Annotated in this window: 20 protein-coding genes; 10 read left to right on the forward strand and 10 right to left on the reverse strand. The window is 54.6% G+C overall.

The annotated features are described in order from the left end of the window. Positions 1–78: 78 nt before the first annotated feature. Both ACR0M3_RS18855 and ACR0M3_RS18860 read left to right on the forward strand, forming a co-directional pair. Positions 79–1,053: a class I SAM-dependent methyltransferase gene (locus tag ACR0M3_RS18855; protein WP_480912145.1), complete on the forward strand. Its 975-nt coding sequence runs from the start codon at positions 79–81 to the stop codon at positions 1,051–1,053. 96 nt (positions 1,054–1,149) lie between these two features. Next, positions 1,150–1,605, forward strand: a complete 456-nt coding sequence (locus tag ACR0M3_RS18860; protein WP_480871517.1) for a hypothetical protein — start codon at positions 1,150–1,152, stop codon at positions 1,603–1,605. Between the two features lie 337 nt (positions 1,606–1,942). Here the strand turns inward: ACR0M3_RS18860 and ACR0M3_RS18865 are convergent, their stop codons facing one another. Together ACR0M3_RS18865 and ACR0M3_RS18870 are read right to left on the reverse strand one after the other, a co-directional pair. Further along, a complete protein-coding gene (locus ACR0M3_RS18865) occupies positions 1,943–3,271 on the reverse strand; it encodes an MATE family efflux transporter (protein ID WP_480912147.1) in 1,329 nt (442 codons plus the stop codon). A 256-nt stretch (positions 3,272–3,527) separates the two neighbouring features. Then, a complete protein-coding gene (locus ACR0M3_RS18870) occupies positions 3,528–4,292 on the reverse strand; it encodes a helix-turn-helix transcriptional regulator (RefSeq protein WP_480912149.1) in 765 nt (254 codons plus the stop codon). Positions 4,293–4,397: 105 nt separating this feature from the next. Here ACR0M3_RS18870 and ACR0M3_RS18875 point away from each other — a divergent pair, with 105 nt between their 5' ends. Then, the gene (locus tag ACR0M3_RS18875; RefSeq protein WP_480912151.1) at positions 4,398–4,826 is read left to right on the forward strand and encodes a hypothetical protein; all 429 of its coding nucleotides are present in this window, start codon (positions 4,398–4,400) and stop codon (positions 4,824–4,826) included. A 1,080-nt stretch (positions 4,827–5,906) separates the two neighbouring features. On the opposite strand, the gene ACR0M3_RS18880 is transcribed toward ACR0M3_RS18875, so the two are convergent. Together ACR0M3_RS18880 and ACR0M3_RS18885 are read right to left on the reverse strand one after the other, a co-directional pair. Continuing rightward, entirely contained in the window at positions 5,907–7,238 is a 1,332-nt protein-coding gene (locus ACR0M3_RS18880; RefSeq protein WP_480871514.1) for a GH1 family beta-glucosidase, read from the reverse strand. 2 nt (positions 7,239–7,240) lie between these two features. After that, positions 7,241–8,272, reverse strand: a complete 1,032-nt coding sequence (locus ACR0M3_RS18885) for a LacI family DNA-binding transcriptional regulator (RefSeq protein WP_480912154.1) — start codon at positions 8,270–8,272, stop codon at positions 7,241–7,243. A gap of 209 nt (positions 8,273–8,481) precedes the next feature. Here ACR0M3_RS18885 and ACR0M3_RS18890 point away from each other — a divergent pair, with 209 nt between their 5' ends. From ACR0M3_RS18890 to ACR0M3_RS18910, 5 genes are all read left to right on the forward strand, one after another. Beyond that, entirely contained in the window at positions 8,482–9,750 is a 1,269-nt protein-coding gene (locus ACR0M3_RS18890) for an ABC transporter substrate-binding protein (RefSeq protein ID WP_480912156.1), read from the forward strand. Between the two features lie 66 nt (positions 9,751–9,816). Next, positions 9,817–10,824 (forward strand): carbohydrate ABC transporter permease, encoded by a 1,008-nt coding sequence (locus ACR0M3_RS18895; RefSeq protein WP_480495818.1) that lies wholly within the window; start codon positions 9,817–9,819, stop codon positions 10,822–10,824. 3 nt (positions 10,825–10,827) lie between these two features. Beyond that, positions 10,828–11,976 (forward strand): carbohydrate ABC transporter permease, encoded by a 1,149-nt coding sequence (locus tag ACR0M3_RS18900; RefSeq protein WP_480912158.1) that lies wholly within the window; start codon positions 10,828–10,830, stop codon positions 11,974–11,976. 9 nt (positions 11,977–11,985) lie between these two features. Continuing rightward, the gene (locus tag ACR0M3_RS18905; RefSeq protein WP_480495820.1) at positions 11,986–13,641 is read left to right on the forward strand and encodes an alpha-amylase family glycosyl hydrolase; all 1,656 of its coding nucleotides are present in this window, start codon (positions 11,986–11,988) and stop codon (positions 13,639–13,641) included. Between the two features lie 3 nt (positions 13,642–13,644). Beyond that, a complete protein-coding gene (locus tag ACR0M3_RS18910; RefSeq protein ID WP_480509102.1) occupies positions 13,645–14,727 on the forward strand; it encodes an ABC transporter ATP-binding protein in 1,083 nt (360 codons plus the stop codon). A 443-nt stretch (positions 14,728–15,170) separates the two neighbouring features. Here ACR0M3_RS18910 and ACR0M3_RS18915 read toward each other — a convergent pair whose 3' ends face one another. From ACR0M3_RS18915 to ACR0M3_RS18935, 5 genes are all read right to left on the reverse strand, one after another. Beyond that, the gene (locus tag ACR0M3_RS18915; RefSeq protein ID WP_480495824.1) at positions 15,171–15,803 is read right to left on the reverse strand and encodes a tyrosine-type recombinase/integrase; all 633 of its coding nucleotides are present in this window, start codon (positions 15,801–15,803) and stop codon (positions 15,171–15,173) included. A gap of 454 nt (positions 15,804–16,257) precedes the next feature. Further along, positions 16,258–16,638 (reverse strand): hypothetical protein, encoded by a 381-nt coding sequence (locus ACR0M3_RS18920; RefSeq protein ID WP_480912161.1) that lies wholly within the window; start codon positions 16,636–16,638, stop codon positions 16,258–16,260. 114 nt (positions 16,639–16,752) lie between these two features. Then, entirely contained in the window at positions 16,753–17,931 is a 1,179-nt protein-coding gene (locus tag ACR0M3_RS18925; protein ID WP_170337128.1) for a carbohydrate porin, read from the reverse strand. Then, positions 17,928–18,692 carry a DUF3299 domain-containing protein gene (locus ACR0M3_RS18930; protein WP_480912162.1) on the reverse strand — a complete coding sequence of 255 codons (765 nt, stop codon included), beginning with the start codon at positions 18,690–18,692 and terminating at the stop codon, positions 17,928–17,930. Before ACR0M3_RS18930 ends, ACR0M3_RS18925 begins: the two co-directional genes overlap by 4 nt. A 26-nt stretch (positions 18,693–18,718) precedes the next feature. Further along, positions 18,719–20,131 carry an amidohydrolase family protein gene (locus ACR0M3_RS18935; protein ID WP_480896917.1) on the reverse strand — a complete coding sequence of 471 codons (1,413 nt, stop codon included), beginning with the start codon at positions 20,129–20,131 and terminating at the stop codon, positions 18,719–18,721. 118 nt (positions 20,132–20,249) lie between these two features. On the opposite strand from ACR0M3_RS18935, the gene ACR0M3_RS18940 reads away from it, so the two are divergent. After that, positions 20,250–21,257 (forward strand): AraC family transcriptional regulator, encoded by a 1,008-nt coding sequence (locus ACR0M3_RS18940; protein WP_480539667.1) that lies wholly within the window; start codon positions 20,250–20,252, stop codon positions 21,255–21,257. A gap of 580 nt (positions 21,258–21,837) precedes the next feature. On the opposite strand, the gene ACR0M3_RS18945 is transcribed toward ACR0M3_RS18940, so the two are convergent. After that, a complete protein-coding gene (locus ACR0M3_RS18945) occupies positions 21,838–22,392 on the reverse strand; it encodes a cupin domain-containing protein (RefSeq protein WP_480912164.1) in 555 nt (184 codons plus the stop codon). Positions 22,393–22,547: 155 nt separating this feature from the next. On the opposite strand from ACR0M3_RS18945, the gene aptA reads away from it, so the two are divergent. Next, positions 22,548–23,870: an omega-aminotransferase AptA gene (gene aptA / locus ACR0M3_RS18950; RefSeq protein WP_480912166.1), complete on the forward strand. Its 1,323-nt coding sequence runs from the start codon at positions 22,548–22,550 to the stop codon at positions 23,868–23,870. Positions 23,871–23,883: the final 13 nt, after the last annotated feature.

Below are 23,883 nucleotides of genomic sequence, written 5' to 3' on the forward strand. Positions count from 1 at the left end.
CGCCCGCCGGCACCTGAAACCATCATCCCGATGGATCACAGGCCGATGATGCACTAACAATCAACTTGGACCAGTCAGATGAGGCTGCTCACCTCATCAGACGAAATACACATCGCTGACTATGGCTGTGGCACAGGATCTAACGCGATCTTGTCGGTCAAGCCTGCTGTAAAGTCTTTTGCTGACCGCTACCCAAGTCGCTCCATCTTTGTTCACCATGTCGATCAGGCGGAAAACGATTGGAATACCCTATTCGATTTTGCTGCTGGCCAAGACGGTTACACCAATCTCTCTTCCAGTATTCGCCCTGTTGCAAGCGTAGGTAGCTTTTTCTCAATGGCTGCACCGACCGCTACCATTGACGTCGGGACTTCGTTTGGGGCGAGCCATTGGCTCAGCACACAGCCCCTGGTCTCTTCAAAGGGCACGCTGTGGTTCGCAGATTTGCAGGGAGAAGCTCGCCTGGAGCTCAAAAGACAAGCGCAACGAGACTGGGAAAGTTTCCTAACTTTCCGACATAGTGAATTGCGAAGTGGCGGCAGGCTTATGGTCTCAACACTGGGCTCCATCCCGGATGCGAGCGAGGTTAATGGCGTTTGTAGTTCTGGCCGGCACACCTATCGCGCGATGTACGACGTTGCCGAAACGATGGTGAAAGACGGGTTAATATCTGAGCACGCGCTGCGGGACTTCGTAATGCCAATCTGGTTTATGTCCAGGGAAGAGGCACTAGAGCCATTTCAACGTAACAAGGAATTGGCAGATGGATTTTTGATCGAAAGAGCTGAGGTAGCTCCGGCTCAGCAAAAACCGGATGATATCTTTGCAGATCAGATCAATGCGCCCCAAGAGTACGCAGCAAGCTATAAAGGCTTTGTTCGCTCCTTCACCGAGTCCACGTTCAGGCAATCCTTGTTACGCAGTGACACTGAGCAGAAGACCGAACCTCTTCTGGATCAGTTTTATGATCGCTTTGAAGCGACCATCAAGGAAGGAGGGGGAAAATACGCCTTTGAAATCTGGTTGTTGACGATCGAGCTTAGAAAACAATGAGCGAACATCTATGCTGGCTTGTTTCAATCCTACGCTTTCGCAAGGCTTGTCCAAATAGTTCGCCAGCCCTTTTTTGTTCTACATAGGAGTGTCAAAATGCGTTTTCTTGCCGCCATGCTTATTCTCACCTATGCCCTTCCTGTTTCAGCTGACAGCGCTCTAGAATGCGGTCAATTTACTGTCTACTTAGAAGACCTGAAGATCACGTCTGGTGGCGACAAAATCGGGGATGTTGCAGTTGGGCACGTCACGGTTTTCGGTGAAGATGGTCAGGTTGTTGGTATGCAGAATGTCACGACGCTGATAGCGCCTGGCGCAAGTGAGGGCAAAACCCAGCTTATCGTTAACGCCTACCTAACAATCGACGGCAACCAGCTAATCTATTCTGGCTCGTACCCAGCCCCGAGCAGTCCCGACACCGTGCCCCACTTCGAAACCCAATTGGCAGTTGTCGGTGGCACTGGCGTGTTCAAAGGCGCAAGTGGTCAGGTGAAGTTCTTCAAAAAAGACAACAAGCGCGCTGCTGAGTTTGATGTCAAGTGCACCGGTTAGCCAAAGTCTTCAAGTACCGAGGGTGGATAGAAGTAAAGCAAGTTAATGGCTACTATTGGCCTAGATGAAAACAGGCAGCGACTCTGTCTGCGTTCTTTGCGTTCCGCGCTAGTTAGCATCTAGCACCTGCAGCGAAACTCTCCTCTAATTGACCGCATCGCATTGATGGAAAGCCTCGATCAATGTCCGGTTTGACCGCAATGGCGGGTTTTGATCCCGTATCTCTCCTATCACGCCTGACGCCCAAGATGTCGCAGCCCTAAGATCTGGCAAGTCATATCACTCCGTCGCGAAGTGGCTCGCGGCTAAGTTTTCCCAATCGAATACCCCCAAAAATTCAGGGCCGTGTCAGCGCCCAGAACCGCAAGGGCAGGGCGATAGCTGCTGCCACCAGACCCAGAGTATAGCCGATCCAGACGCCGACGGCTCCGAGATCAAAGAGGAAACCCAGTGCATAGCTGGCCGGCAAGGCAAGCGGCCAATAGGCTGTCAGGGTAATTATCGTCGGCAGGTTCATGTCCGACATTCCCCTCAGCGCACCCAAAGCAGTGCCCTGAACGCCGTCCGCAACCTGCAGCAGTGCCACGATAAAAAACAACGTGACCGCGAGGTCAACGACGGCCGGGTCATCCGACAAGCTTTCCGCCATCATCCGACCAGCGGTAATGAAGACGATGGCGGCAACTGCCTGCCATAGCGTGACCATCACAAAGGACGCCTTCAGGATCGGTCTGAGCCTTTCTCGACTCCCTGCGCCGACTGCAAGACCCACACGGATCGAGGCAGCACCCGCCATGCCAAGCGGGATCATATAGGCCAGCCCCGCAAGCGCGTTGACGATTTGATGGGCGGCCAGCGCCTCGGCCCCCAACCAACCCATCATCAGGCCCACCACGGCGTAGGCTCCGCCCTCACCTGCATAGCCAAGACAGAGCGGCAGGGCGTCTTTGGCCTGTGACCAGACATCCGCCCATGCAACAGTCACCCGTTGGCGAAAGGCGGCCAGCCCTGGCGCGCGTATCAAAACGTAAATCCCGGCTAACAGCGACGTACATTGCGACAGTATGCTGGCCAGGCCAGCGCCCAGAATTCCAAGATCAAGGATGTGAATGAAGGCATAGTTTGCGGGTACGTTGAACAGGACACCCAGATAAGACAGCGCCACGGCCGTCCAGGGCCGCCCAACGGCGTCGAACAGAGCCTTCAGGCCGAAAAACAGCGTGAAAGGCACGATCCAGATCGCCATCGACATCCAGTACGGCAGAAGGATCGCCAGAACCTCCCTCGGTTGACCCAAAGGCCCCAGCAATGGATAGAGCGCCATCATCACCAACGCCGCGCCGCCGCCGCCCAGAAGGCACAGCAACAGCCCGCTGCGCAACGAAAGCGCAACCCGCGCGGCATCGCGTGCGCCTTCGGCCTGGCTGATCTGCACGGAAATAGCCGTGATCACGCCCCAAAGGGCGGAGATCAGGATGATCAGAACGGCTGTGGTCACACCGGCCGCCGCCAGCGGGATTGTTCCAAGCGGAGAAATCATGGCCGTATCTACGACGCCGATCAATAGCGCTGCGGCCAGCCCGACCATCAGCGGCACGGCCAGCCGGATCAACGGCGTGAATTCGGCGCGGGTGGGCGCCTGCGAAATCAGGATTTGGTCTGTCATGGGTCACCTGCCGGAAAAGATCCGGCGAAAAAGTCGCGGTCAGGAGCTTTAAGCTCAGAATGAAGAGGGGCTGCTCAGCCCTGCGACGGGAACACCATGAAATTGGTCCTTTTGGGGGACAAGATAACAGGTAAGGTTCTAGGGGAAGAATTGTTCGGCGTCCAGATCGCTTTTGCAGGCTGTTTGTCGAACTCTGCCAAGGTCAGGAATGAGCAAGGTTCACCGGGACGTGATAAGGCTCTTGCAAAACCATGATTTAATTGGCAGCCAATTGGGCAAGGTCACGCAGAATTTTGGCACTTTGGTCGTCGGCCGGAAAAAACAGCTCAATCTTCAAATCGTCCAGCGTGACGTCCGTGACTGTGCTGAATTGCGCAATCGTTCCAAATAGGGAAAGCCGCTGACCCCCAAAGCGGTAGATCGTAGAAATTGTCGGCCCGATCGCCGCGTCACTGCGGGCGTGCCCCTGTTGCGACAACGCGCGCGCCGCGGCATCCAGTGCGGGTACGCCGCCCGCGTTGGCGCTTTCAGCGCGCAGGCGCAACATCGTGTGATGCGCAACCTCGGGCCAGTTTTCAACAAGCTCAGGCATCAGCGGACTGGTCAGCAGGTCCAGCAGGCTTTGCCCTTCGCCGATCCCCAGTGGCTTGAAAAGCCTTTGTGCTCCGCTGTTGAGCATCACAACATTCCAGAGCCGGTCCAGTACCATTCCTGGGTAAGGGGCATGCTGCTGAAGTGTCCATTCGACCGCATCCCGGATTGGCGACATCGCCGCGTCATCAATCGGTGTTGCCTCAAAACGCGGCGCGAACCCTTCGGCGCGCATCATCTGATTTCGGGTTTCGACCGGAAGGTTCATGACCTCAGATAAATGAAGGATCATGTCCGGGCTGGGCCGGGACCGCCCGGTTTCTAGAAAGGAGATATGGCGCGCGCTGACTTCAGCTTCGACCGCGAGGTCCAGCTGGCTCATCCTCCGTCGCTTTCGCCACTCTTTCAGCATGCCGGGATAGGGTGTCATGACCTGAGTTTAGCAAGAGTCCGGACAGAATTCACTTACCTTTGAGGTAATTGATTTGCGTCCCCTGCAAGCTGCATGAAGGGCGCATATCGAAAGGAGAAACTCATGACCCAACAACAGTCAGCAATGCGAATATCAGGCGGTGTGCTTGTTGCAACCGGGGCGCTTTTTGCGCTGGCCGCGTTTCAGTTTCTTCATCCCGTTGCGCAAATCTTTCTGCAAATCGCGTATTGGCCAATGTACGCCGTTCCCGCGGAGCTGATGGTTCCGTCGCCTTTATTGCTGGTGATCACCGGTGGCCTGACGGTTGGCTTGGGGGGAATGCAGTGGGCGCTGGGAACCTATGTTGCTCCGGTATCGGCGACAGCCGCGACCAAGACCGCTCAGATTGCGGCATGGTCCTGGTTTTGCGCCGACAGTTTAGGCTCTATTCTAGTAGGTGCGCCCTTCAACGTCGTACTAAACCTGTCCTTTCTGGTCCTGATCCTGTTGTCTTGCCGCCCCGGCACGGCAAACAAACCCGCAACATCCTGACGTGAAGTGGAATTTACTGGGTTAAAAGATGGACTGGCTACTCTAGAAAACCTTCAATGGTCGAGACGACTTCAACGTCAGTTTTTGCATCGGACATGCTGGTGTTCTCAAGGGCGCTGCTGTTTTCGCACTTGGCTTGAGCTGGTCGAATATGGGCAGGATTTCCTCTTCCAGTTTGGCCGGCTTTTCTTCGGACCAGCCGACCTTGGTCTTTGCAGGTTGCAGGATGCGTGCGAAACGATTTCTCCGGCGGCCTTGAAAAATTGTCTATAGGAACTGCAAACCGCAGGGTCCGTTTATCGCGCGGAAGGAGGATAGGCATCCCTCCGGGCACGGATCGATTGATAAAAGCAAGGGCAGCTTAATGCCCTTGCTTGGACGGCTCCTTAAAAAGGGAACCGATAATGCGAAGGAGGTGGGTGTTCAGCCTCCGGTGGAAGACCAACGTCCTTCCTCAGATGAGCCGGCAACTCGGCTCTCTTTCGTCGAATAGGCCGTTCCACACTGGGTCGCCGGTCGAAGATAGCCGCTAGCCGCAGTAAGAGGCCGCGCGACCAGCCAATTGGTATGTGAAGTGATAAGCTTGGCATTGTTCTCTCCATGAAATGATGGAAAGCCGCCACATGAGGAAAACACAAAAAAGGCCGCTCACGAGGCGGCCTTCAGATCGGAAATCTGTCAGACCGCTTTAACGGGCTACTGCGCCTACCGCGCGAAGTATTGAGGTCTGACAATTCAGCATATCTGATATCTCCTGTATCAGGGTTTCCGGTTCGTCTTGTTACCAGACGAATGGTCTCAGTTCAACAAACCACACATGTATTGGTCGAATTCCGCCGGATAGCCAGCTCACACCCGTTGGGAAGAAACCAATGTATTGTTCTATTCGCAACCAGTGGCGACGGCGGCGGCACTTGTAATTTCTCAAACTCTGCGTTCGCATCGAACGGCAGCTTTGTGGACTTGCAATCGCAGAATCTCGATTGTCGGTCGAATGTCGGCTCTGGGCCGGGAATTTGTCCGTTTCGTCAATTTGCGGAATTGGCGACATAAGAAGAGGGTTCGGTACCAACTCTTCGTTCAGTAAGAAACTCTGCAACAGATCCGTGCAGCAAGCATGTCCTTCCATGCGAAGTAAGACGCTTTCGGAGTTCGCTTCATTGAACTGAAATCTACATCAACCAGGCCAAAGCGTTTTTCATACCCCAAGGCCCATTCGTAATTGTCCAATAGGGACCAGACAAAGTACCCCTTAACCGGAACCCCTTCGCCCAAGGCGACCTGGACTGCCGACAAGTGTTGATCCAGATAGTCGATACGGTCATCGTCTTGTTGACGCTCGGGGCTGGCCATACCGTTTTCGGTCACGAAGATCGGCAGGTCGCCGGTGTATTCACGTGCTGCTCGGATCAGGAACCTGCTCAGCGCGGTGGGGTCGATTTCCCAACCCATTTGGGTCTTCGGCAGAGGGCCGGGAACCTCAGCGAGACTTGGCCACGCTGTTTCTGCGGGCGCGATAAGTTTACGGGTGTAGTAGTTCAGTCCGCACCAGTCTACGGGTGCTCCGATGCTATCGAAATCATCTTGCCAGCCCGACGGAAGGTGGGGCTCCAGCCCCTCCAGAACATTCTCGGGATAGGCCTTGTTGAACACGCCGCCCAGAAAGAACCGGTTGTATATTCCGTCATACAGAGCGGCGGCCTGTTGTGCCTCGGCGCTGTCATCGGCGGGTTCGGCCCATTCCAGATTGAATACGCCGCCCAGGTTAGACATGCCCAACCCACGCATCGTCTGAATGGCCTGACCATGGGCCAGCAGAACGTGATGCATAGCGCGCGCCGTGGCTCGAATATCGCGCAGCCCGGGAGCGTGGTGCCCTTCGAAATGGCTCAACCAACTGACACACCACGGTTCATTGATGGGGGCGACGCTGTACATGCGGTCGCCAATCCGTCCCATGATGACCTCAGTGAAATCGGAAAACCAACCGGCAATATCCCGGTTGCGCCAACCGCCCAAGTCGGCCAGGGGCGACGGCAGTTCCCAGTGATACAGTGTCGCGCACGGACGGATGCCACGCTCCAAAAGCGCGTCGGTCAGGCGATCATAAAAATCCAATCCCGCCTGATTAACAGGTCCGCGCCCCTCGGGCATCACACGCGCCCAGCTGGTTGAGAAGCGATAGCAATCGAATCCCGCGTCGCGCACAAGATCAAGATCCTGTTCAAACCGGTTCAGGTGATCACAGGCCAGATCGCCGTTTTCTCCCCGCACTACATTTCCGGGTGTCGCTGCAAACGTATCCCAATGTGTCGAACCGGCGCCGCCTTGGGCATGGCCTTCGATCTGGTAAGCAGAGGTGGCGACTCCGAAATGGAAGTCATTGGGGAAATCGCTGCGCGTATGTTTCATTGTCAGATCCTGTTGGGTGCTGGGCCGGTTGATTTGCCAACAACCAGTTCCGCCTCAAGCAATCTGGTCTTGACCGGATCGTCAGGCGATTTGATCCTCTCAATCAACATCTCGGCGGCCAGCTCTCCTGCATGCCGCACTGAGGACCGCGTTGCTGTAAAGATGGGCACATCCTGTCCGTTTTTGAGATAAGAAAGGTCATCATCATGCGCGATGACCGAGACATCCCGGCCAATTCGCAGCCCTGCCTCGTCCAGCGCCCGCCTCACACCAATCGCTGAAATCATCGAGGATGCCAGAATGGCGGTTGGTGGATCGTCCAGTTGCAGCATATCGCGGGTTTCATGATGGCCGTAGACCTCGGTCATTTCGGCGCTGCGCATTAATTGTTGGTCTGGGATCAAGTCCGCCTGTTCCAGCGCTTGTAGGTATCCGGCGCGACGGCGCTGTGCGAAATCCATATCCTCAAGCCCGTTGATTAGGGCAATTCTGCGGTGACCCAAGTCGATCAGGAACTGTGTTGCGCGCCGAAAGGAGCTTTTGTTGTTCACATCGATCCAGTCATACTCTGCATCTATCCCGGTCGAACGTCCGTGTACGATAAATGGTACCGCCATCCGGTTTAGCAGATCGATGCGACGCTCGTTGACCTTGGGGCCTTGCAAAACGACGCCATCTACGGCCCCGCGCTGAAACAAACTGCGATAGGCCCCTTCGATCGAAGTGTCATCCGCGGTGGTGAACATCATGTCGTAGCCGTTTGCAGAGTATGTCCGCGCAGCGCCGGCGACAAAGTCGCCGAAGATCGGGTTCACCATCTCGTGCTGGGATGAACTGGGGATGACGTGCCCGATCACCATGGACTTGCCAGTCGCCAGACCTTTGGCGCGGCTGTTTGGCCGATAGCCATGCTTGTCTGCAGCGGCCTGCACGCGCACCCGAGTCACCTCGTTCACCTCTGGATAGCCGTTCAGCGCGCGACTGACCGTTGTCTGCGAAAGACCGAGAATCTCAGAGAGCTGCTTCAGGTTCATTTTGTTCAAAGCGCCTTCAAATGGATGCTCACTTGTTTTGTTGTGATTTTTTGCTTCCGTCAACCCATTTTGGTAATGAGGCCAGATCGGCAATAATTGAAGGGTAGAAAACGATATGTTGACAGAATCTGATTGCCGGCAGATAAAGTGCAGCATCCAAAGCGCTTTGAAAAGTTTGCGATGCGCAGATATTACTGGGAGGAGATTTCATGAAACACGCGCTTTATGCAGGTGTGGCTACATTCGCCCTGATGGCGGGAACGGCTCAGGCTGATAAGGTTACCGTGTTCGGGCCATGGCTGGGCCCGGACCAGGAAAACGTCGAAGCGGTTCTGGATGGCTTTGCAGCCGCGACAGGCCACGACTACGCGTATGTTGGTTCAGATAGTTTCGAGCAGCAGATCAGGATTGATGCAGAGGCAGGTTCGGCGCCGAATATAGCCGTTTTCCCGCAGCCTGGTCTGGCGGCGGATATGGCCAAGTCGGGTTTTCTGACACCGTTGGGTGATGGCGCCGCTGATTGGGTTCGTGACAATTACGCAGCCGGACAATCCTGGGTAGATCTGGGCACTTTTCCGGGGCCCGAAGGGCAGGATCACCTTTATGGGCTTTTTTACAAGGTAGATGTGAAATCCCTTGTTTGGTACGTGCCTGAGAATTTCGAGGATGCCGGTTACGAAGTTCCGACCACGATGGAGGAGCTGAAGGCTTTGACCGATCAGATCGTCGCAGACGGAGAGACGCCGTGGTGCATCGGTTTGGGTTCAGGTGGTGCGACCGGTTGGCCAGCGACCGATTGGGTCGAAGACATGATGCTGCGCACTCAATCGCCCGAGGACTATGACGCTTGGGTGTCCAATGAAATGAAGTTCAATGACCCGAAAGTGGTCGCTGCCATTGAAGAATTCGGCGCGTTTGCCCGTAATAACGACTATGTTGCGGGTGGGGCAGGTACGGTCGCAACGACCGATTTCCGTGACAGTCCAAAAGGCATGTTCAGTTCGCCACCACAGTGTTACATGCACCGTCAGGCGTCGTTCATCCCGGCATTCTTTCCTGAAGGCACGGTTGTCGGGGAAGATGCTGATTTCTTCTACTTCCCCGCATATGAAAGCAAGGATCTGGGTAGCCCGGTTCTTGGCGCCGGCACGCTATGGGCGATAACCAATGACAGCCCGGCTGCACATGATCTGATCGCCTATCTGCAGACCCCCGAAGCACACGAGACATGGATGGCCCTGACCGGCTTCCTGACTCCGCATAAAGGTGTTGATACGTCGGTGTTCTCGGATCCGACACTCAAGAAGATGAACGACATTCTTCTGGGTGCGACAACGTTCCGGTTTGATGGTTCGGACCTGATGCCGGGCGGCGTAGGGGCCGGTACTTTTTGGACCGGTATGGTTGACTATGCTGGTGGAAAGCCCGCTCAGGAAGTTGCTGACGAGATCCAATCTTCCTGGGATTCGCTGGACTAAGCGCGTTAAAACCCGGGCGGTCTGCGCGTCAGGCCACCCCTTTTCCCCTTCGCAACGGAGAGCATGATGCATCCGGCAATTCAGGGCCTGCTGACCATCGCCATAGGCGTATCGGGCTGTGTGGGCTATTTCTTTCTGTCCAACCAGTTTCTGGACAAGGTTCTGTTCCCTGCGCGCGGGCCGAATGCCGGCCGCAACATCAACCGCGCGAATATGATCCGGCCTTGGCTGTTTTTGCTTCCGGCGCTTGTAGCGATTGGCCTATATCTGGCCTATCCGGTAGTTGAGACGTTGCGCCTGTCGCTCACGGATCGCATCGCCGGTGGTGGGTATAAGTGGGTTGGTCTCGATAACTACGTCCAGATGGTGGCAGAACCGAAATTCTGGGAAGCCATGCGCAACAATTTGTTCTGGCTGATCGTGGTCCCTGCAATGTCGACTGCATTTGGTCTGTTGGCAGCTCAGCTAACTGATCGGATCCGCTGGGGTAACATCGCAAAAGCACTGATTTTCATGCCGATGGCGATCTCTTTCGTCGGGGCTTCGGTCATTTGGAAACTGATCTACGATGCGCGTCCGGCCGAGCAAGACCAGATCGGGATTCTGAATGCGCTTTATCTGTTCTTTGGCGGGGCCGAGCCGCAAACCTGGCTAACCATTCCGTTCTGGAACAATTTCTTCCTCATGGGGATCCTGATCTGGATTCAGACAGGCTTTGCCATGGTGATACTGTCCGCCGCTTTGCGCGGCATCCCCGAAGAAACCGTCGAGGCGGCGGTTTTGGATGGGGCCAATCCCTTCCAGATATTCTTTAAAATCAAGGTGCCTCAAATCTGGAACACAATTCTGGTTGTTTGGACAACCATCACCATTCTGGTCCTGAAGGTCTTCGACATCGTTTTCGCGATGACCAATGGCCAGTGGGAGACACAGGTTCTGGCCAACTACATGTACGACAAGATGTTCCGCGCCAATGATTGGGGCGTGGGTTCGGCATCGGCCATGGTGATCATGTTGCTGGTGACGCCGATCTTGGTCTGGAACATCCGCAACGCACGCCGGGAAATGGAGTAGGGGATGAGCGATATTGCAGGAACCAAACCCGCCCTTAGATGGATCGTCCAGGCCTCGGTCCTCTTTCTCGTGGTGCTTTGGGTAATACCGACACTGGGATTGTTGATCTCATCCTTTCGCACGGCTGACCAGATCGCGACCAGTGGCTGGTGGAAATCCCTGTTCCCGTCCGAACAAAACCTGACGCTACGCACGGCCGTGCCCAATACGCAAATTCTGAAAAACGGGACGTATGTGATTGAAGGGAACCTGTTCGACAAAGGGCAGAAGGCTAGGATCTCAAGGTGGGGTGTCAGCTCCCGCGCGGTGGATGCGTTTGAACCCGGTCAGACAGCGGAATTGCGTCGTGGCGGGACTATCACGGTCGATGCAAACGGGAACTACAAAGCGGAAAGTGAAGAGGAGTTTACTGGCAGCCGCGGCCCGCGTGTTTTCGTTAGTGCAGAACTTCCACCCGAGTTCACGTTGGACAATTACCACAAGGTTCTCTTGGCCGAGGACAGCACCGACAGTATGGGTCGGGCGTTCTTTAATACTCTCACAGTGACCATTCCTGCCACGATCATCCCTATCCTTGTTGCGGCGTTCGCCGCTTATGCGTTGGCGTGGATGGAGTTCCCGGGCCGCGCGTTGCTGATCGCGGCTATTGTCGGGCTTTTGGTTGTTCCGCTTCAGCTCGCACTGATCCCGTTGCTGAAATTCCATCTTAATATTGGGATCGGCAAAGGGTATCTGGGTGTCTGGATGGCCCACACTGGCTTTGGAATGCCGCTGGCGATTTACCTTCTTCGCAGCTACATGGCCGGTCTGCCACGTGATTTGATCGAGAACGCGCGGGTCGACGGGGCGTCTGAGTTCCAGATCTTTACGAAACTGATCCTTCCACTCAGCTTCCCGGCGCTGGCGTCTTTCGCGATCCTGCAGTTCCTGTGGACCTGGAACGACCTTCTGGTGGCCAAAGTCTTCCTGATTGATGCATCAGGTCAAACCACCGTCATGACCAATCGAATTGTCGAACTGCTGGGTACAAGAGGGGGCAACTGGGAAATCCTCGCCACCGCTGCGTTTGTTTCGATCATTGTTCCACTGATTGTTTTCTTCGCAATGCAAAAATACCTGGTCCGTGGCCTGCTGGCCGGATCCGTCAAATAGAGGCGTCTGATGAACGTGCAGAACACTGTAGAACTTTCCAAATCAACCAAAGCAAAGTCAGAGTGGTGGCGCGGTGGCGTGATCTATCAGATCTATCCGCGCAGCTTTCAGGACAGCAATGGTGATGGGATCGGTGACTTGAAAGGGATCACCCAACGTCTGGATTACATTGCGGATCTGGGGGTCGATGCGATCTGGATCTCGCCCTTCTTCAAATCTCCGATGAAGGATTTCGGCTACGACGTCAGCGATTATCGCGATGTGGATCCTATGTTCGGCTCGTTGGAAGATTTCCGCGAGTTACTCGATCAGGCCCATGACAAGGGTCTGAAAGTGATGATCGATTTGGTGCTGTCACACACATCTGATCAGCACCCTTGGTTCGGTGAGAGCCGCGCCGATTGGGACAACCCGAAATCCGACTGGTATGTTTGGGCCGACCCTAAACCGGACGGCACACCGCCCAATAACTGGTTGTCTATCTTTGGCGGTTCAGCGTGGCAGTGGGAGCCTCGTCGCCTGCAATATTTTCTGCATAACTTTCTGAGTTCGCAGCCAGACCTGAACTTTCACTGTAACGAAGTGCAAAACGCACTGCTGGATGTGGCTCGGTTCTGGCTGGACATGGGCGTGGATGGTTTTCGCCTGGACACGATCAACTTTTATTTCCACGACAAACATTTGCGGGACAATCCGGCCCTTCCGGTCGAAGAACGTAATGCATCAATTGCGCCTGCGGTGAACCCCTATAACCACCAGGATCACCTTTATTCCAAAAGTCAGCCCGAGAATATCGCCTTCCTCGAAAGGTTGCGCGCGCTGACCGACGAATATGAAGGCCGTGCCTGTTTGGGTGAAGTCGGTGATGCACAGCGCGGGCTGGAAATCATTGGTCAGTACACCTCGGGCGATCAACGAATGCATATGTGCTATGCCTTCGAGTTTCTGGAAAAGCGTGCGTTGACCGCGCCTTATGCAAAGCAGGTCTTTGATCAGCTCGAGGAAAAGGCAGGCGACGCATGGCCATGCTGGGCGTTCTCGAACCATGATGTTGAACGTCATGCCTCGCGCTGGGACCTAAACGATGCGGCCATTCGCCAGCACGCGGTTCTGATGATGTGTCTGCGCGGCTCTGCCTGTTTGTATCAGGGAGAGGAACTGGGCTTGCTCGAGGCAGATGTTCCGTTCGAGAAACTGCAAGACCCCTATGGCATCGAGTTCTGGCCCGAGTTCAAGGGTCGCGACGGATGTCGCACGCCAATGGTTTGGGCGACGCAGGACGAACATTCAGGCTTTAGCACCGGTGAGCCGTGGTTGCCTGTTAGTATGGCCCAAACGGAAAGAGCCGTTGACCGGCTCGAGGCGAACGACCAATCGATGCTGCACCATTATCGCCGCGCAATCGCCTTGCGCCGCGTCCACCCAGCACTAACTACGGGTGCGCAGTCCAACATGAAACAGGTTGGACCTGTGCTGACTTTCCAGCGTGAGGATGCGTCTGAAGCGGTTTTTTGTGCTTTCAACCTTGGAACGGAAGCTCAGCGGGTCGACTTGCCCTTGGGTGATTGGCGGGTCATCGGGCGGGAACTCGGCGGTAGCGACGGTGCAGGAAGCGTTACGCTGCACCCCGCACAGTTTTGTCTGATGGCTAAGGTTAAGGGGTAAACCATGTCAGAACTCAAACTTACGGATGTCGCGAAATCCTATGGTCCGGTCGATGTTCTGAAACATATCGATCTGGATATCGCAAAGGGCGAGTTGATCGTCTTTGTCGGTCCATCGGGTTGCGGAAAATCAACCTTGTTGCGAATGATTGCCGGGCTGGAAAAGATCACCGGCGGCACCTTGGAGATCGAAGGGCAGGTCATGAATGATGTGCCGCCCGCCCAAAGGGGCATTGCCATGGTGTTTCAGTCCTATGCGCTCTACCCACATTTGACCGTGCGCGAGAACATGGCATTTGCACTGAAGATCGCCAAGATGCCTGCTGCCGAGATCGATGCCGCCGTTGAACGCGCGGCCCAGACCCTTCAACTGGATCCGCTCTTGGATCGTCTGCCCAAGGCTCTGTCCGGAGGGCAACGCCAGCGCGTCGCTATCGGGCGCGCCATCGTGCGAGACCCCAAGGTCTATTTGTTCGACGAACCGCTTTCGAACCTCGATGCTGCGCTGCGCGTTGCAACCCGGATCGAGATTGCGCGCCTGAAAGAGGCGATGCCCGAAAGCACAATGATCTACGTGACCCACGATCAGGTTGAGGCGATGACGCTGGCCAGCCGGATCGTCGTTCTTGCCAACAAAGGCATCGCGCAGGTTGGTACGCCACTGGAACTGTACGAAACGCCGGATAACGAGTTTGTGGCGCAGTTCATCGGATCGCCCTCTATGAATCTGCTGTCTGGCAATATTTCCAAAACCGGGGATTTGACAGAGGTCACACTTGATGCGGGCGGAAAAGCCGTTTCATCCATTTCGACCACGCCCGAACAAATGGGTTTGCAGGTCAATATCGGCGTACGACCTGAGGATTTCGTTGCCGACGCCGCCGCTGGGTTTCTGGACGGCACTGTCGATTTTGTCGAAGCCCTGGGTGAAGTGACCTTGCTGTATTTTGCCAGCAGGCCGGGGGCTGAGAATATCGTCGCCAAGTTTCCTGGCGTTGAACGAAACCGACGTGGGAAAGCTGTCAAATTGAATGCGGACCCGAGCAAAGTGCATCTGTTTCACAATGGTTTGTCAATGCGGAAATGATGAGGGCTTTGTCGCGAACTTTTGGCCAGGAAGTCTTGGTGTTAATGGCGTTTCGGACTTTGATCGAGGCAGACAGTAACAATTTCATTCAAAGGCGCTCATTTCCCAAGGGACGTGATACTACACGCAGTGTTCTTCGATCTTCGTTACCCAGTGTCCTAGGATCTATTGCAAAGTTTCTTACTGAACGAAGAGTTGGTACCGAACCCTCTGCTTGTGCCGCCAATGCCGCAACTTGGCGAAACGGACAGATTCCGGGCGTAAGCTGACCTTTGCGGATCATGTGCGTCACTTCGCTGCTCACTTTGCCCGCAAGGCAGACGTCGGACAACTCGTCGATCTCGCAGATTAAGCGAATGGCCGGTTCGTTGAAGCTGCACCGCAGCGTGGCCAGAGGCGATGAATGACCAGTTTGGGCCGCCCGCATAGGCGACCCAACTGCACTAGATTTCAATGGCTTCAGCGATGGCCAAGGCATCCTCGAGTTCGACACCGAGGTATCGGACCGTACTGTCCATCTTCGTGTGGCCCAGAAGGAGCTGAACCGCGCGAAGGTTTCCGGTCTTCTTGTAGATCTGAGTGACCTTGGTTCTACGCATCGAATGCGTGCCATAGGCGCTTGCCTCCAGACCAATCGACGTGACCCAGTCGCGGACGATTCGAGCATACTGACGGGTCGAGATGTGCAGCCGCTCATGGAAGCGGCCCGGCCAAAGGTACTCGGAGCCGATCATCACCTCGTCTTCCATCCACTTCTCGACCGAGGCGCGAGTCCCTTCGGATATCTCAAATCGCACAGGTTTCTGTGTTTTGCTCTGTAAGACCGACGCCCGTTCCTTGATCTGACCTGTCGCCATAACATCAACGACTTTCATCTTCACCAGGTCGCAACCGCGGAGCTTGCTGTCGATCGCCATATTGAACAGTGCCAGATCGCGATGGTTCTCAGCGAGTTCGAGCCTAACCCGGATCGCCCAGACGTGTTTTGGCTTCAGGGGGCGCTTTTGACCAACAATACGTCCTTTGTTCCAGGCGGGACGAAGCGCACGAATGGCAGGTAAGTTTGGTGTTTCCATGACTGATCCTCCGATCCGCCATGCCCTCCCACAACGACAACCCGACGTTGACCGAGGCAACATATCACAGGATGCTGCGCCGCATTCGAGGTCTGGAACGAGCCCAAAATACAAAATGCTTCAACGCGCTTTAAGGTCAGCGATGCGCAGAAAGCAGACTTTGCAAAGTCCGGTTGACCACATTGTCCACCAAAGGCGACAGTTCTGCTTCGCGACTGGGCTATACATAGCCCTCAAAGCGTATTGTTTGCGGGACTTCAGTTGCACCGTTTTCCTGAGCGAGTAGGGCGCGTGCTGACGAAAAGGTAGCAAGCGCAAAAAGAAGAAGAAGGGCCTTTATCATCGTAGCGCCTCGGATCCGGGTTTTGAACTTGGGCCGGGGTTCACAAATGATCGCCCCGGCCAGCGTCAGGGCAAACGAGGTAGTTCTTGCCCTGAAACATCGTACTTTCGCCTAATTTAGAAGATCACCGACGATGCCGACGGCATCGACCACGGTAGACAGGTCATTCGTAACTTCGAGGACTTCGTCATCGACCAGAATGTAGCGGTTTCCTTTGCCCGGCTCCCCAAGCTTCCATTTGGAAAGGTCCCCAATATCCTCGAACTCCAGGTCAGATGGGAGCTTGGCACCGCGCGTGTAGCGCTTGATCTGTCCAGGTGGTACAGCTTTTGGGCCTTTGCCGGGTTTGTCTTCTATCTGAATGCTGACATCACCGTTCTTGCCCCCCTTGTTCGGCTTTTTACCCTTGTTGTTTTTGCCATGGGCATCGCTGCCTCCAAGGATGAAAAACACAACTGCTAAGGCTGCAAGAATTCCGTATGCAATCTTCATAGATTGTTCCTTTGCTTCCCAACTTCATTCGACCGGCGTTGAAAATTCCGGCACGCGCTTGATCTCTCTTAGTTGCCCTTTGGCACACCCCTTAGTGACTGCCTTCACCCCGCATTAGAAAACGATCCGGGTTCTTAGACCGAACAGGGTAATCCGGTCCTGATCGGGATTTAGAAGCGGGTCGGAAATGAATTGTACCGATGGCGTGATCTGCAGTCCGGGTGAGATTGAAAAGCGGTAGAAAGCTTCAAGCGTGAACTGATCGCCATCTATGCCTCTTGCTTCGGCCCAGTTTAGGCCCAGACCGGCCAAATCGGTGTTGCGACCATAGTAACCGAGACCGGCAGAAATCGACCGTTCATAAAGCGCTGCGGTTCCCTTCGAGGCCCCTGCACGGAAGAACGGCATCCATTTATTGTCAACAAACCATGCGGCGGAAAACGCTGCGCCGTAATCTTCTGCTCGACTGCCATCGTCAGCCGCATCCGCATGCCAGAGGGTCAGATGGATATTGTCGAAGTAGATGCGATCAAAGCCGGACGTGTACCCAAGTTCGAGCGACTTGAAGAGATTGCCGTCGCTAAACACATCAAAGTTTGGATCGGACGGGTCGGCGTTTGCGTCTGATACGCTGGCAACGGCGTAGAGGTTCTCGCTCAGCTTTACCCCACCGGCAATACCAAGGCCTTGGTTGGGCGTGTTGATTGTCGGGTTGGTATTGAAAGACAGGTTTTGAAAACCACTGTAGGGGCTTACCAACCCGTAGATATCCACAAAGTCCGTTACATCAATCTGGCCGACTTGCAGCGCCCACGACCCATTCTCAGCCCTTTGGGTCCAGAACAAATTGGTCAGAAGCAAACCGTTGTCATTGAAGGCTGTTCCCGTGATTGAAAGGGCTCCGCCATCCAGCCCGAGAAATTGCGGAGCAACGTCAGTATAACTGTGCCTGTCTTCGATCTTGAATGTCAGAGACCCCCGTTCAGTTGCCTGCCAACTGCCGTAGAACCGCGCAATTCCGCTGGCTGCTTCGCCGGTTCCCAGATCAGCATCCGTGGTTTGGCCCAATGCCAGGTAGTCAATGTTGAACCGAAAACCACCCTCAGCCAGTCGGTCTTTCCACTGAAACCAACCCGGTGCGATATTGCGTGGAAAATCGGAACGATATTGCGGATCGGTGAGCCCGTCTCCGGGCGCAAGATCGGCTTCGACTGAAGATGGCCCGGATAGTCCCTGAGCCGACGCTGCGCCAGCAAATGCAATGCTCAATGCGGCAACCAGAAGTCTTATCATTTTGACGCCTGTGCCCCACCGGTCTTGCGATTTCCTGCCGCGCGGATGCGATCAGCAGCACGCTGCTTCCATTCCAACCTGTCTGCCTCGGTTTCCAGAGTTTCGACACGTTCCGCCTCTAGCTGGAAAGTCGCATTCATAGGCATGAGGCCATCCACAACCATCATATTATGAACGGAAGGATCGATAGTCAGCGTGCCTGTCAGCCGAACGGGTTCATGGAAATAGCGGGGCGCCCAGTCCCCGTTCAACCGCACACGGATCATCTGGTTGGGCGGAGGTGGAGGCATATGACTGCACATCCCTCGTTCGGGCACCAAATACGCGACAGGCCTCCCGTCCGGATCATTCGGAGCAGGAATGGCAAAGCCCGTCAGTGTGATTGTTTGACCGTCGAATTCCGGATTTCCGTTCGTGCCAGCCTTTCTTCGCCGTTCCGTCACGACCTCTCGCTGATCGAGTAGCCAGTCGACATCAATTCCATCAGCTGCCAAAGCATCCTCAGTCTCGGTCAGAAGCATTTGCCACTTTTGCCGCTCGTCTTCACTACCACCATCCTGCTGCAACCTGCCGCGTATACGCACAACGAAAAGAACATCGTCGAACTGTTCGGGGCTGAGATCACGATAGGGGTCATCAAAGACCTGCGCAGACGGATCTGGCAGGTCTGCCCAGTCCAACGCGGTTCCAGGCGTCGCCGCAGCATCATAACCGCACAAAACCAACCCTGCGAATACTGCGGAGCAAAACCAATTTCGCATGAATGCTCTCCGGCTGCTTTATCTGGTCAATCCAGTGTGTTTTTGTAGATCACACCGTCCTTCATGATCAGGCGGATTGTTTCTGGGCTTTCAGGCCTCGGGTCGGCCCCAAACCATTGATCACCCGTACCAACCACCGAGAAATCTTCGAGCGGATTGCCGTCGATCAGCAGGATATCCGCATAGGCGCCTTCCTCGATCACACCGAGCTTGCCAGATGTGTAAGGGTTCGAGAAATCGCCTGACAATGCTACGACCTCACCGCCGATTGACGTAAGTGTCACCATCGACTGGTACGGTCCGAAGAACTCGTTATTGAGATGTTTTTCATAAGCAATCTGGATGTTGCATGCTTCCACTGATCCCACGCAATCGGTCTGAAAGCCGCGTTTTACCGGGCATTCCTTCATATTCGGAATGTAGTTCGCGAAAGTCGCGGACGCCGATATCGCTTTCGCGAGGCTCTTGGGCTCGTTCTTGACCGATGGGATATCCAACAAACCCGGATCAAAAGCCGTGAGGTTAGTCGTTATGTAAGCCCCTTTCTCGTTCATAATCTCGGCAATCTCGCAATCGAAGGAGAAGCCGTGTTCAATGGACATTACACCGGCCTCAAGGGCGTTCATGATTGCTTCCTTGCGGTAAGAATGCGCCATGACATAGGTGCCGTATTCGTTGGCAACCTGAACGGCAGCTTCGATTTCTTCCTTGGAGCCGGCGAGCAACTGCCATGGGTCAAACGCCGAGATCACCCCACCCGACTGCATGAATTTCAGCTGTGTCGCCCCCATGCGCATGTTATTACGACCATACAGGTAGACATCATCGACACCGCTGACTTGTTGCGCCATGTTCAGATTACCGAAGTTGGTCTGTCCGCCCGGCGGCGAGGTGAAGGATGCGAAGTCAGCGTGGCCGCCGCGTGTCCCGAGGAACGCGCCTGACGCATAGTGACGTGGACCGACGATCTGTCCGGCGTCGATGGCCCTCCGCAGACCGCCGTTGGCGCCGCCAGCATCTCTTACAGTCGTAAATCCTTGCATCAGGTACATCTCGGCCATCCTGGTTCCATGGATGCCAAAATCCTCCCAGGTCGAGTTCGTTTCCATGGAAGCGATAGACGGTCCCATGAGCATGAGGTGTGCGTGAAGCTCGATGAAGCCCGGTGTGAGTGTCCTACCGCCGCCATCGATCACCTCCGCATTGGGGGCATCGATCGCATCAGTTGAGACGACCTTGATAAGGTTGCCCTCAACCAGAACACTGGCATTCTCAATGCGTTGCTCATTCACACCGTCGAAGATATGCACGTTGGTAAACAGCGTTTGTGGTTCTTCTTGATCCTGAGCCTGCGCGGTCGTCGAAAAAGAAAAAACTGCCGCGACAATTGCCGTCGAGCAAAGAGACATTCGTAAGCCGGACATAAGTACCCCCTTCATATTCATGTTTTGCCAACTATAGTCTGGAATTCACCGACGCGGTTGCCCCTTTTTAATTAGGATGTACGAATATGATGATTAAAATGGCCACTTCTTAAAACTAATTCAAACAAGGGTTATGAGCTTGCCTTTCAACTCCGCCTCCCGAGAGCATAGCGAGGGCTTTGTTCGCCTCTCTTTAGCTGCTCCGTTTCTGCAATATCTCACCGAACGTAAGATCAATCCGCAACCAGCATTGGATCAGGTCGGCTTGAAAGCCGAACTGTTGACTAACCCATCCGTGTTCGTTCACTCCGAGCTGGTTTACGGCTTGGTAAATGCTTTCTCAGAAGTGTCAGGGGATCGATACCTTGGACTAAATGTAGGGGAGTCGTTTGACCTGCAAGGATGGCCTCCGTTCGCTCAAGCCTTGCAATCGACAACGAGTCTGTTCGAGTTTTTTACCCGCTTTGTTGGGCTCGTACCTCAGGAGTCCAATTCTGTGCGGCACAGCCTTATCATTGAAGCGGACAAAGCGACTTATCGTATCGATAGACAACAGGAACCAACTGTCCCACCCGTTCAGGTAACAGGTTTTGGTGCTGCAATCTATGTACGCCTGTTGCAGACCGTCGTCGGCGAATCCTGGGACCCTTCGCGCGTGCGGTGGGAAAGCAGATACATCAATGGTTTGCCTCTCAACTACAAAGGGATCGAGGTTGGCCTTGGAACCGATCCCGGAATGCAAATCAGTTTTCCTGTGGAATGGTTGTTTTTGCATCATGTCTCTGAGGGCTCTGCCAAACCCATAGCCTCGCCTCGCCAAGATCAAGAGGTATCCGTGGTGGCAGCTTTGCGCTCTGTCTTGCGCGGCAAACTGGATGAATCCGATTTGGGGCCGGAGATGGTGGCCGGGTTTCTGGGAATACAGCGGGAACGGTTCCTGAAAGCGCTTCAAAAACAAGGCACAACGTTACCGCGCGAAATCAAACGGCTGCGTATCGATGTCGCCAAGGAGCACCTCAAAGAAGACCAGATGACAATTGCGGAGATTGGTCTGATGCTAGGCTATTCTGACAAGTCCCATTTCACTCGCTTTTTCCGAAGTCAAACCGGAATGACACCGACCAAGTTCCGAAGCAAGTAAATGTGGTCGAGCCAAATGAACGCTTCGAAGATTAGGTCCTCGTGGGATCAGTTCGGAGAAGTTGTAGTGCGACGTTGAACAGGTTAGTCGACGACATGAATGGTTGGTTGCCACCGCCGATACAACCTCTGCAACTGGCCGTTTCGTTGTGTATTTCGGAGTTAGCAAAGCTTGGTTGCGAAGGTCCGCTTCGGGCTGCGTGCGGCCAATCATGCTAACAGCAGACAACGATGGCACCGAGCCCAATTCAGTCGTTTACAGCAGACAACATGATTTCCTGAACGTCGCGCATGTCCTAGTCAATGGCTTGGTGCAAAACTGAAAAGCGTGATTGTGAATGCCTGCTTCAGGCTGGGACCAGCCAATCATGCTTGCTGCGGAGAACGGCAACACTGAGCCCAGATCTACCGAATGCTGCGACCTTCACCAATTGCGCACAAGTGCGCAAAGCTGACATTTACCATTTTGGGAACAGCTATATTTTGCCATTTGACATACCATTCTGATGCTACGGCGTGGCCCTTCGTTCCGGGCATTCAGTGCGCAGGGCAGAATTCTAAGTTTGTTTTGATTGGTCGCTTCAAAACGACGAAGGAGTACATGCGCTGATCACTTTGCATTGCGTATCGCCAGCATTCCGAAACCTGTGTGGCAGTATGCTTGAAAAATAGTACGCGTCCCCTGGACCCAGAACCCTGGACTGCCCATCTACGGTCACTTCAAGGCGGCCCTCTATCACAACCGCACATTCCTCTCCTTCGTGCGACAGTTCAGATCGGCCCGAGTCGGCACCGACATCGTACTCTTCTATGAGCATCTGGAGTTTTCTGTCTCGGCGCTCTCCTGCGACAAGCAAATAGGAGACTCCAGGTGATCCCAAGTCGCGCATTCTTTCGTGCGGGTAAAAAAACGACTCCTCGTTTTGCAATTCAAAACTGAAGAAGAAGCCCAAATTGACGTCTACCGAGGCAAGGATCTTCTTTAGCAACGCCACGGAAGGCTGAGTTGAACCGCTTTCGATTTGAGAAATCGTCCCGCTACCCACTCCCGCGCGTTTGGCCATTTCACGTTGACTAAGGCCTTTGGTCGTCCGAATCAACTTTAGACGACGGGCTGTTTCGAGATCTGATGACAAAACCGTTACTCTAGTGCTTCCTTGCTTTGGATCGAAAGCATTCTAGGGGCACAATGATTTTTTTCAATAACTTACAGATTAAAATAAAGCCGGGTATGCGGAAAGTCCGAACTCTGCAAGGATTTGTCATCAAATGAAAATCTGCTTCATGAGGAATGAACGTGCTCGATCAACCCAACACAATGTCATCGTTTTGGATGCCGTTTTCGGCCAATCGTGATTTCCTTCGCGAGCCCCGCATGATCCAATCGGCTGAGGGGATGTATTACACCAGTACCGATGGTCGGAAGGTCATGGATGGTACCGCCGGGCTGTGGTGCGTCAACGCAGGTCACCGGGATCCACTGATCGTAGAAGCAGTGCAAAAACAAGTGCACGAGCTGGACTATGCCCCGAACTTCCAGTTCTCCCACCCTCAGGCGTTTGAGTTGTCGGCAAAGCTGACAGCGATGATGCCTGAGGGAATGAACCACGCTTTCTTCACCAATTCGGGTTCCGAGTCCGTCGATACGGCTCTCAAAATCGCGCTGCATTACCACCGGATGCGCGGCGATAGCGCGCGAACGCGCTTGATCGGACGTGAGCGTGGTTACCACGGGACCGGCTTCGGAGGCATCTCTGTCGGCGGCATCGTGAAGAACCGGATGCACTTCGGGACACTCCTTACCGGAGTAGATCATCTGCGCAACACGCATGACCCAGAGAAAAACGCCTTTTCCCGCGGCTGCCCAAAACACGGCGCGGAACTGGCGGATGATCTGGAGCGACTGGTCGCACTTCACGATGCCTCAACCATTGCGGCAGTGATCGTTGAGCCGATGGCCGGATCCACCGGAGTACTTCTGCCGCCGAAAGGATATCTGAAGCGACTGCGTGAGATTTGCGACCGCCATGGCATTCTGCTGATTTTCGATGAGGTCATCACCGCATTTGGTCGTTTGGGGGCCGCGACTGCTTCGGAGTATTTCGACGTAAAGCCGGACATCATCACAACTGCAAAAGGCCTGACCAACGGTGTTATTCCGATGGGTGCGGTCATCGTATCCGACAAGATCTATGACTCGGCGATGGAAAATGCCGATGCGCCGATCGAGCTGTTCCATGGCTACACCTACTCGGCCAATCCGGTGTCCTGTGCCGCAGCGCTGGCGACTTTGGAAAGCTACAAGCAGAATGATTTGTTCCGCCGCGCCGCATTGCTGTCGCAGCCCTGGGAGGATCAACTTCACAGCCTCAAAGGTCTGCCGAACGTCATCGATATCCGCAACCTGGGATTAGTTGGCGCGGTCGAGCTTGCACCACGAGAAGGTGCGCCAGGGGCACGGGGCTATGACGCCATGAAGCGAGCCTGGGACGCCGGAATAATGATCCGGGTCACCGGCGACATCATCGCCCTGTCTCCACCGCTGATCATCTCGGAGCCCGAAATAACGACACTTTGTCAAACACTTGGAGAGGTATTGGCGGATCTGCCATAACCCCTGACTTCTA

It is taken from the genome of Ruegeria sp. O5, assembly GCF_056535105.1.

What these genes read in the sequence shown, in the direction of transcription:
- ACR0M3_RS18910 (WP_480509102.1), top strand. Translation starts at nt 13,645, where the DNA reads ATGTCAGAACTCAAACTTACGGATGTCGCGAAATCCTATGGTCCGGTC.
- ACR0M3_RS18855 (WP_480912145.1), top strand. Translation starts at nt 79, where the DNA reads ATGAGGCTGCTCACCTCATCAGACGAAATACACATCGCTGACTATGGC.
- ACR0M3_RS18930 (WP_480912162.1), bottom strand. Translation starts at nt 18,692, where the DNA reads ATGCGAAATTGGTTTTGCTCCGCAGTATTCGCAGGGTTGGTTTTGTGC.
- ACR0M3_RS18915 (WP_480495824.1), bottom strand. Translation starts at nt 15,803, where the DNA reads ATGGAAACACCAAACTTACCTGCCATTCGTGCGCTTCGTCCCGCCTGG.
- ACR0M3_RS18935 (WP_480896917.1), bottom strand. Translation starts at nt 20,131, where the DNA reads ATGAAGGGGGTACTTATGTCCGGCTTACGAATGTCTCTTTGCTCGACG.
- ACR0M3_RS18920 (WP_480912161.1), bottom strand. Translation starts at nt 16,638, where the DNA reads ATGAAGATTGCATACGGAATTCTTGCAGCCTTAGCAGTTGTGTTTTTC.
- ACR0M3_RS18865 (WP_480912147.1), bottom strand. Translation starts at nt 3,271, where the DNA reads ATGACAGACCAAATCCTGATTTCGCAGGCGCCCACCCGCGCCGAATTC.
- ACR0M3_RS18925 (WP_170337128.1), bottom strand. Translation starts at nt 17,931, where the DNA reads ATGATAAGACTTCTGGTTGCCGCATTGAGCATTGCATTTGCTGGCGCA.
- ACR0M3_RS18895 (WP_480495818.1), top strand. Translation starts at nt 9,817, where the DNA reads ATGCATCCGGCAATTCAGGGCCTGCTGACCATCGCCATAGGCGTATCG.
- ACR0M3_RS18905 (WP_480495820.1), top strand. Translation starts at nt 11,986, where the DNA reads ATGAACGTGCAGAACACTGTAGAACTTTCCAAATCAACCAAAGCAAAG.
- aptA (WP_480912166.1), top strand. Translation starts at nt 22,548, where the DNA reads ATGAACGTGCTCGATCAACCCAACACAATGTCATCGTTTTGGATGCCG.
- ACR0M3_RS18885 (WP_480912154.1), bottom strand. Translation starts at nt 8,272, where the DNA reads ATGAACCTGAAGCAGCTCTCTGAGATTCTCGGTCTTTCGCAGACAACG.
- ACR0M3_RS18860 (WP_480871517.1), top strand. Translation starts at nt 1,150, where the DNA reads ATGCGTTTTCTTGCCGCCATGCTTATTCTCACCTATGCCCTTCCTGTT.
- ACR0M3_RS18890 (WP_480912156.1), top strand. Translation starts at nt 8,482, where the DNA reads ATGAAACACGCGCTTTATGCAGGTGTGGCTACATTCGCCCTGATGGCG.
- ACR0M3_RS18880 (WP_480871514.1), bottom strand. Translation starts at nt 7,238, where the DNA reads ATGAAACATACGCGCAGCGATTTCCCCAATGACTTCCATTTCGGAGTC.
- ACR0M3_RS18875 (WP_480912151.1), top strand. Translation starts at nt 4,398, where the DNA reads ATGACCCAACAACAGTCAGCAATGCGAATATCAGGCGGTGTGCTTGTT.
- ACR0M3_RS18870 (WP_480912149.1), bottom strand. Translation starts at nt 4,292, where the DNA reads ATGACACCCTATCCCGGCATGCTGAAAGAGTGGCGAAAGCGACGGAGG.
- ACR0M3_RS18940 (WP_480539667.1), top strand. Translation starts at nt 20,250, where the DNA reads ATGAGCTTGCCTTTCAACTCCGCCTCCCGAGAGCATAGCGAGGGCTTT.
- ACR0M3_RS18900 (WP_480912158.1), top strand. Translation starts at nt 10,828, where the DNA reads ATGAGCGATATTGCAGGAACCAAACCCGCCCTTAGATGGATCGTCCAG.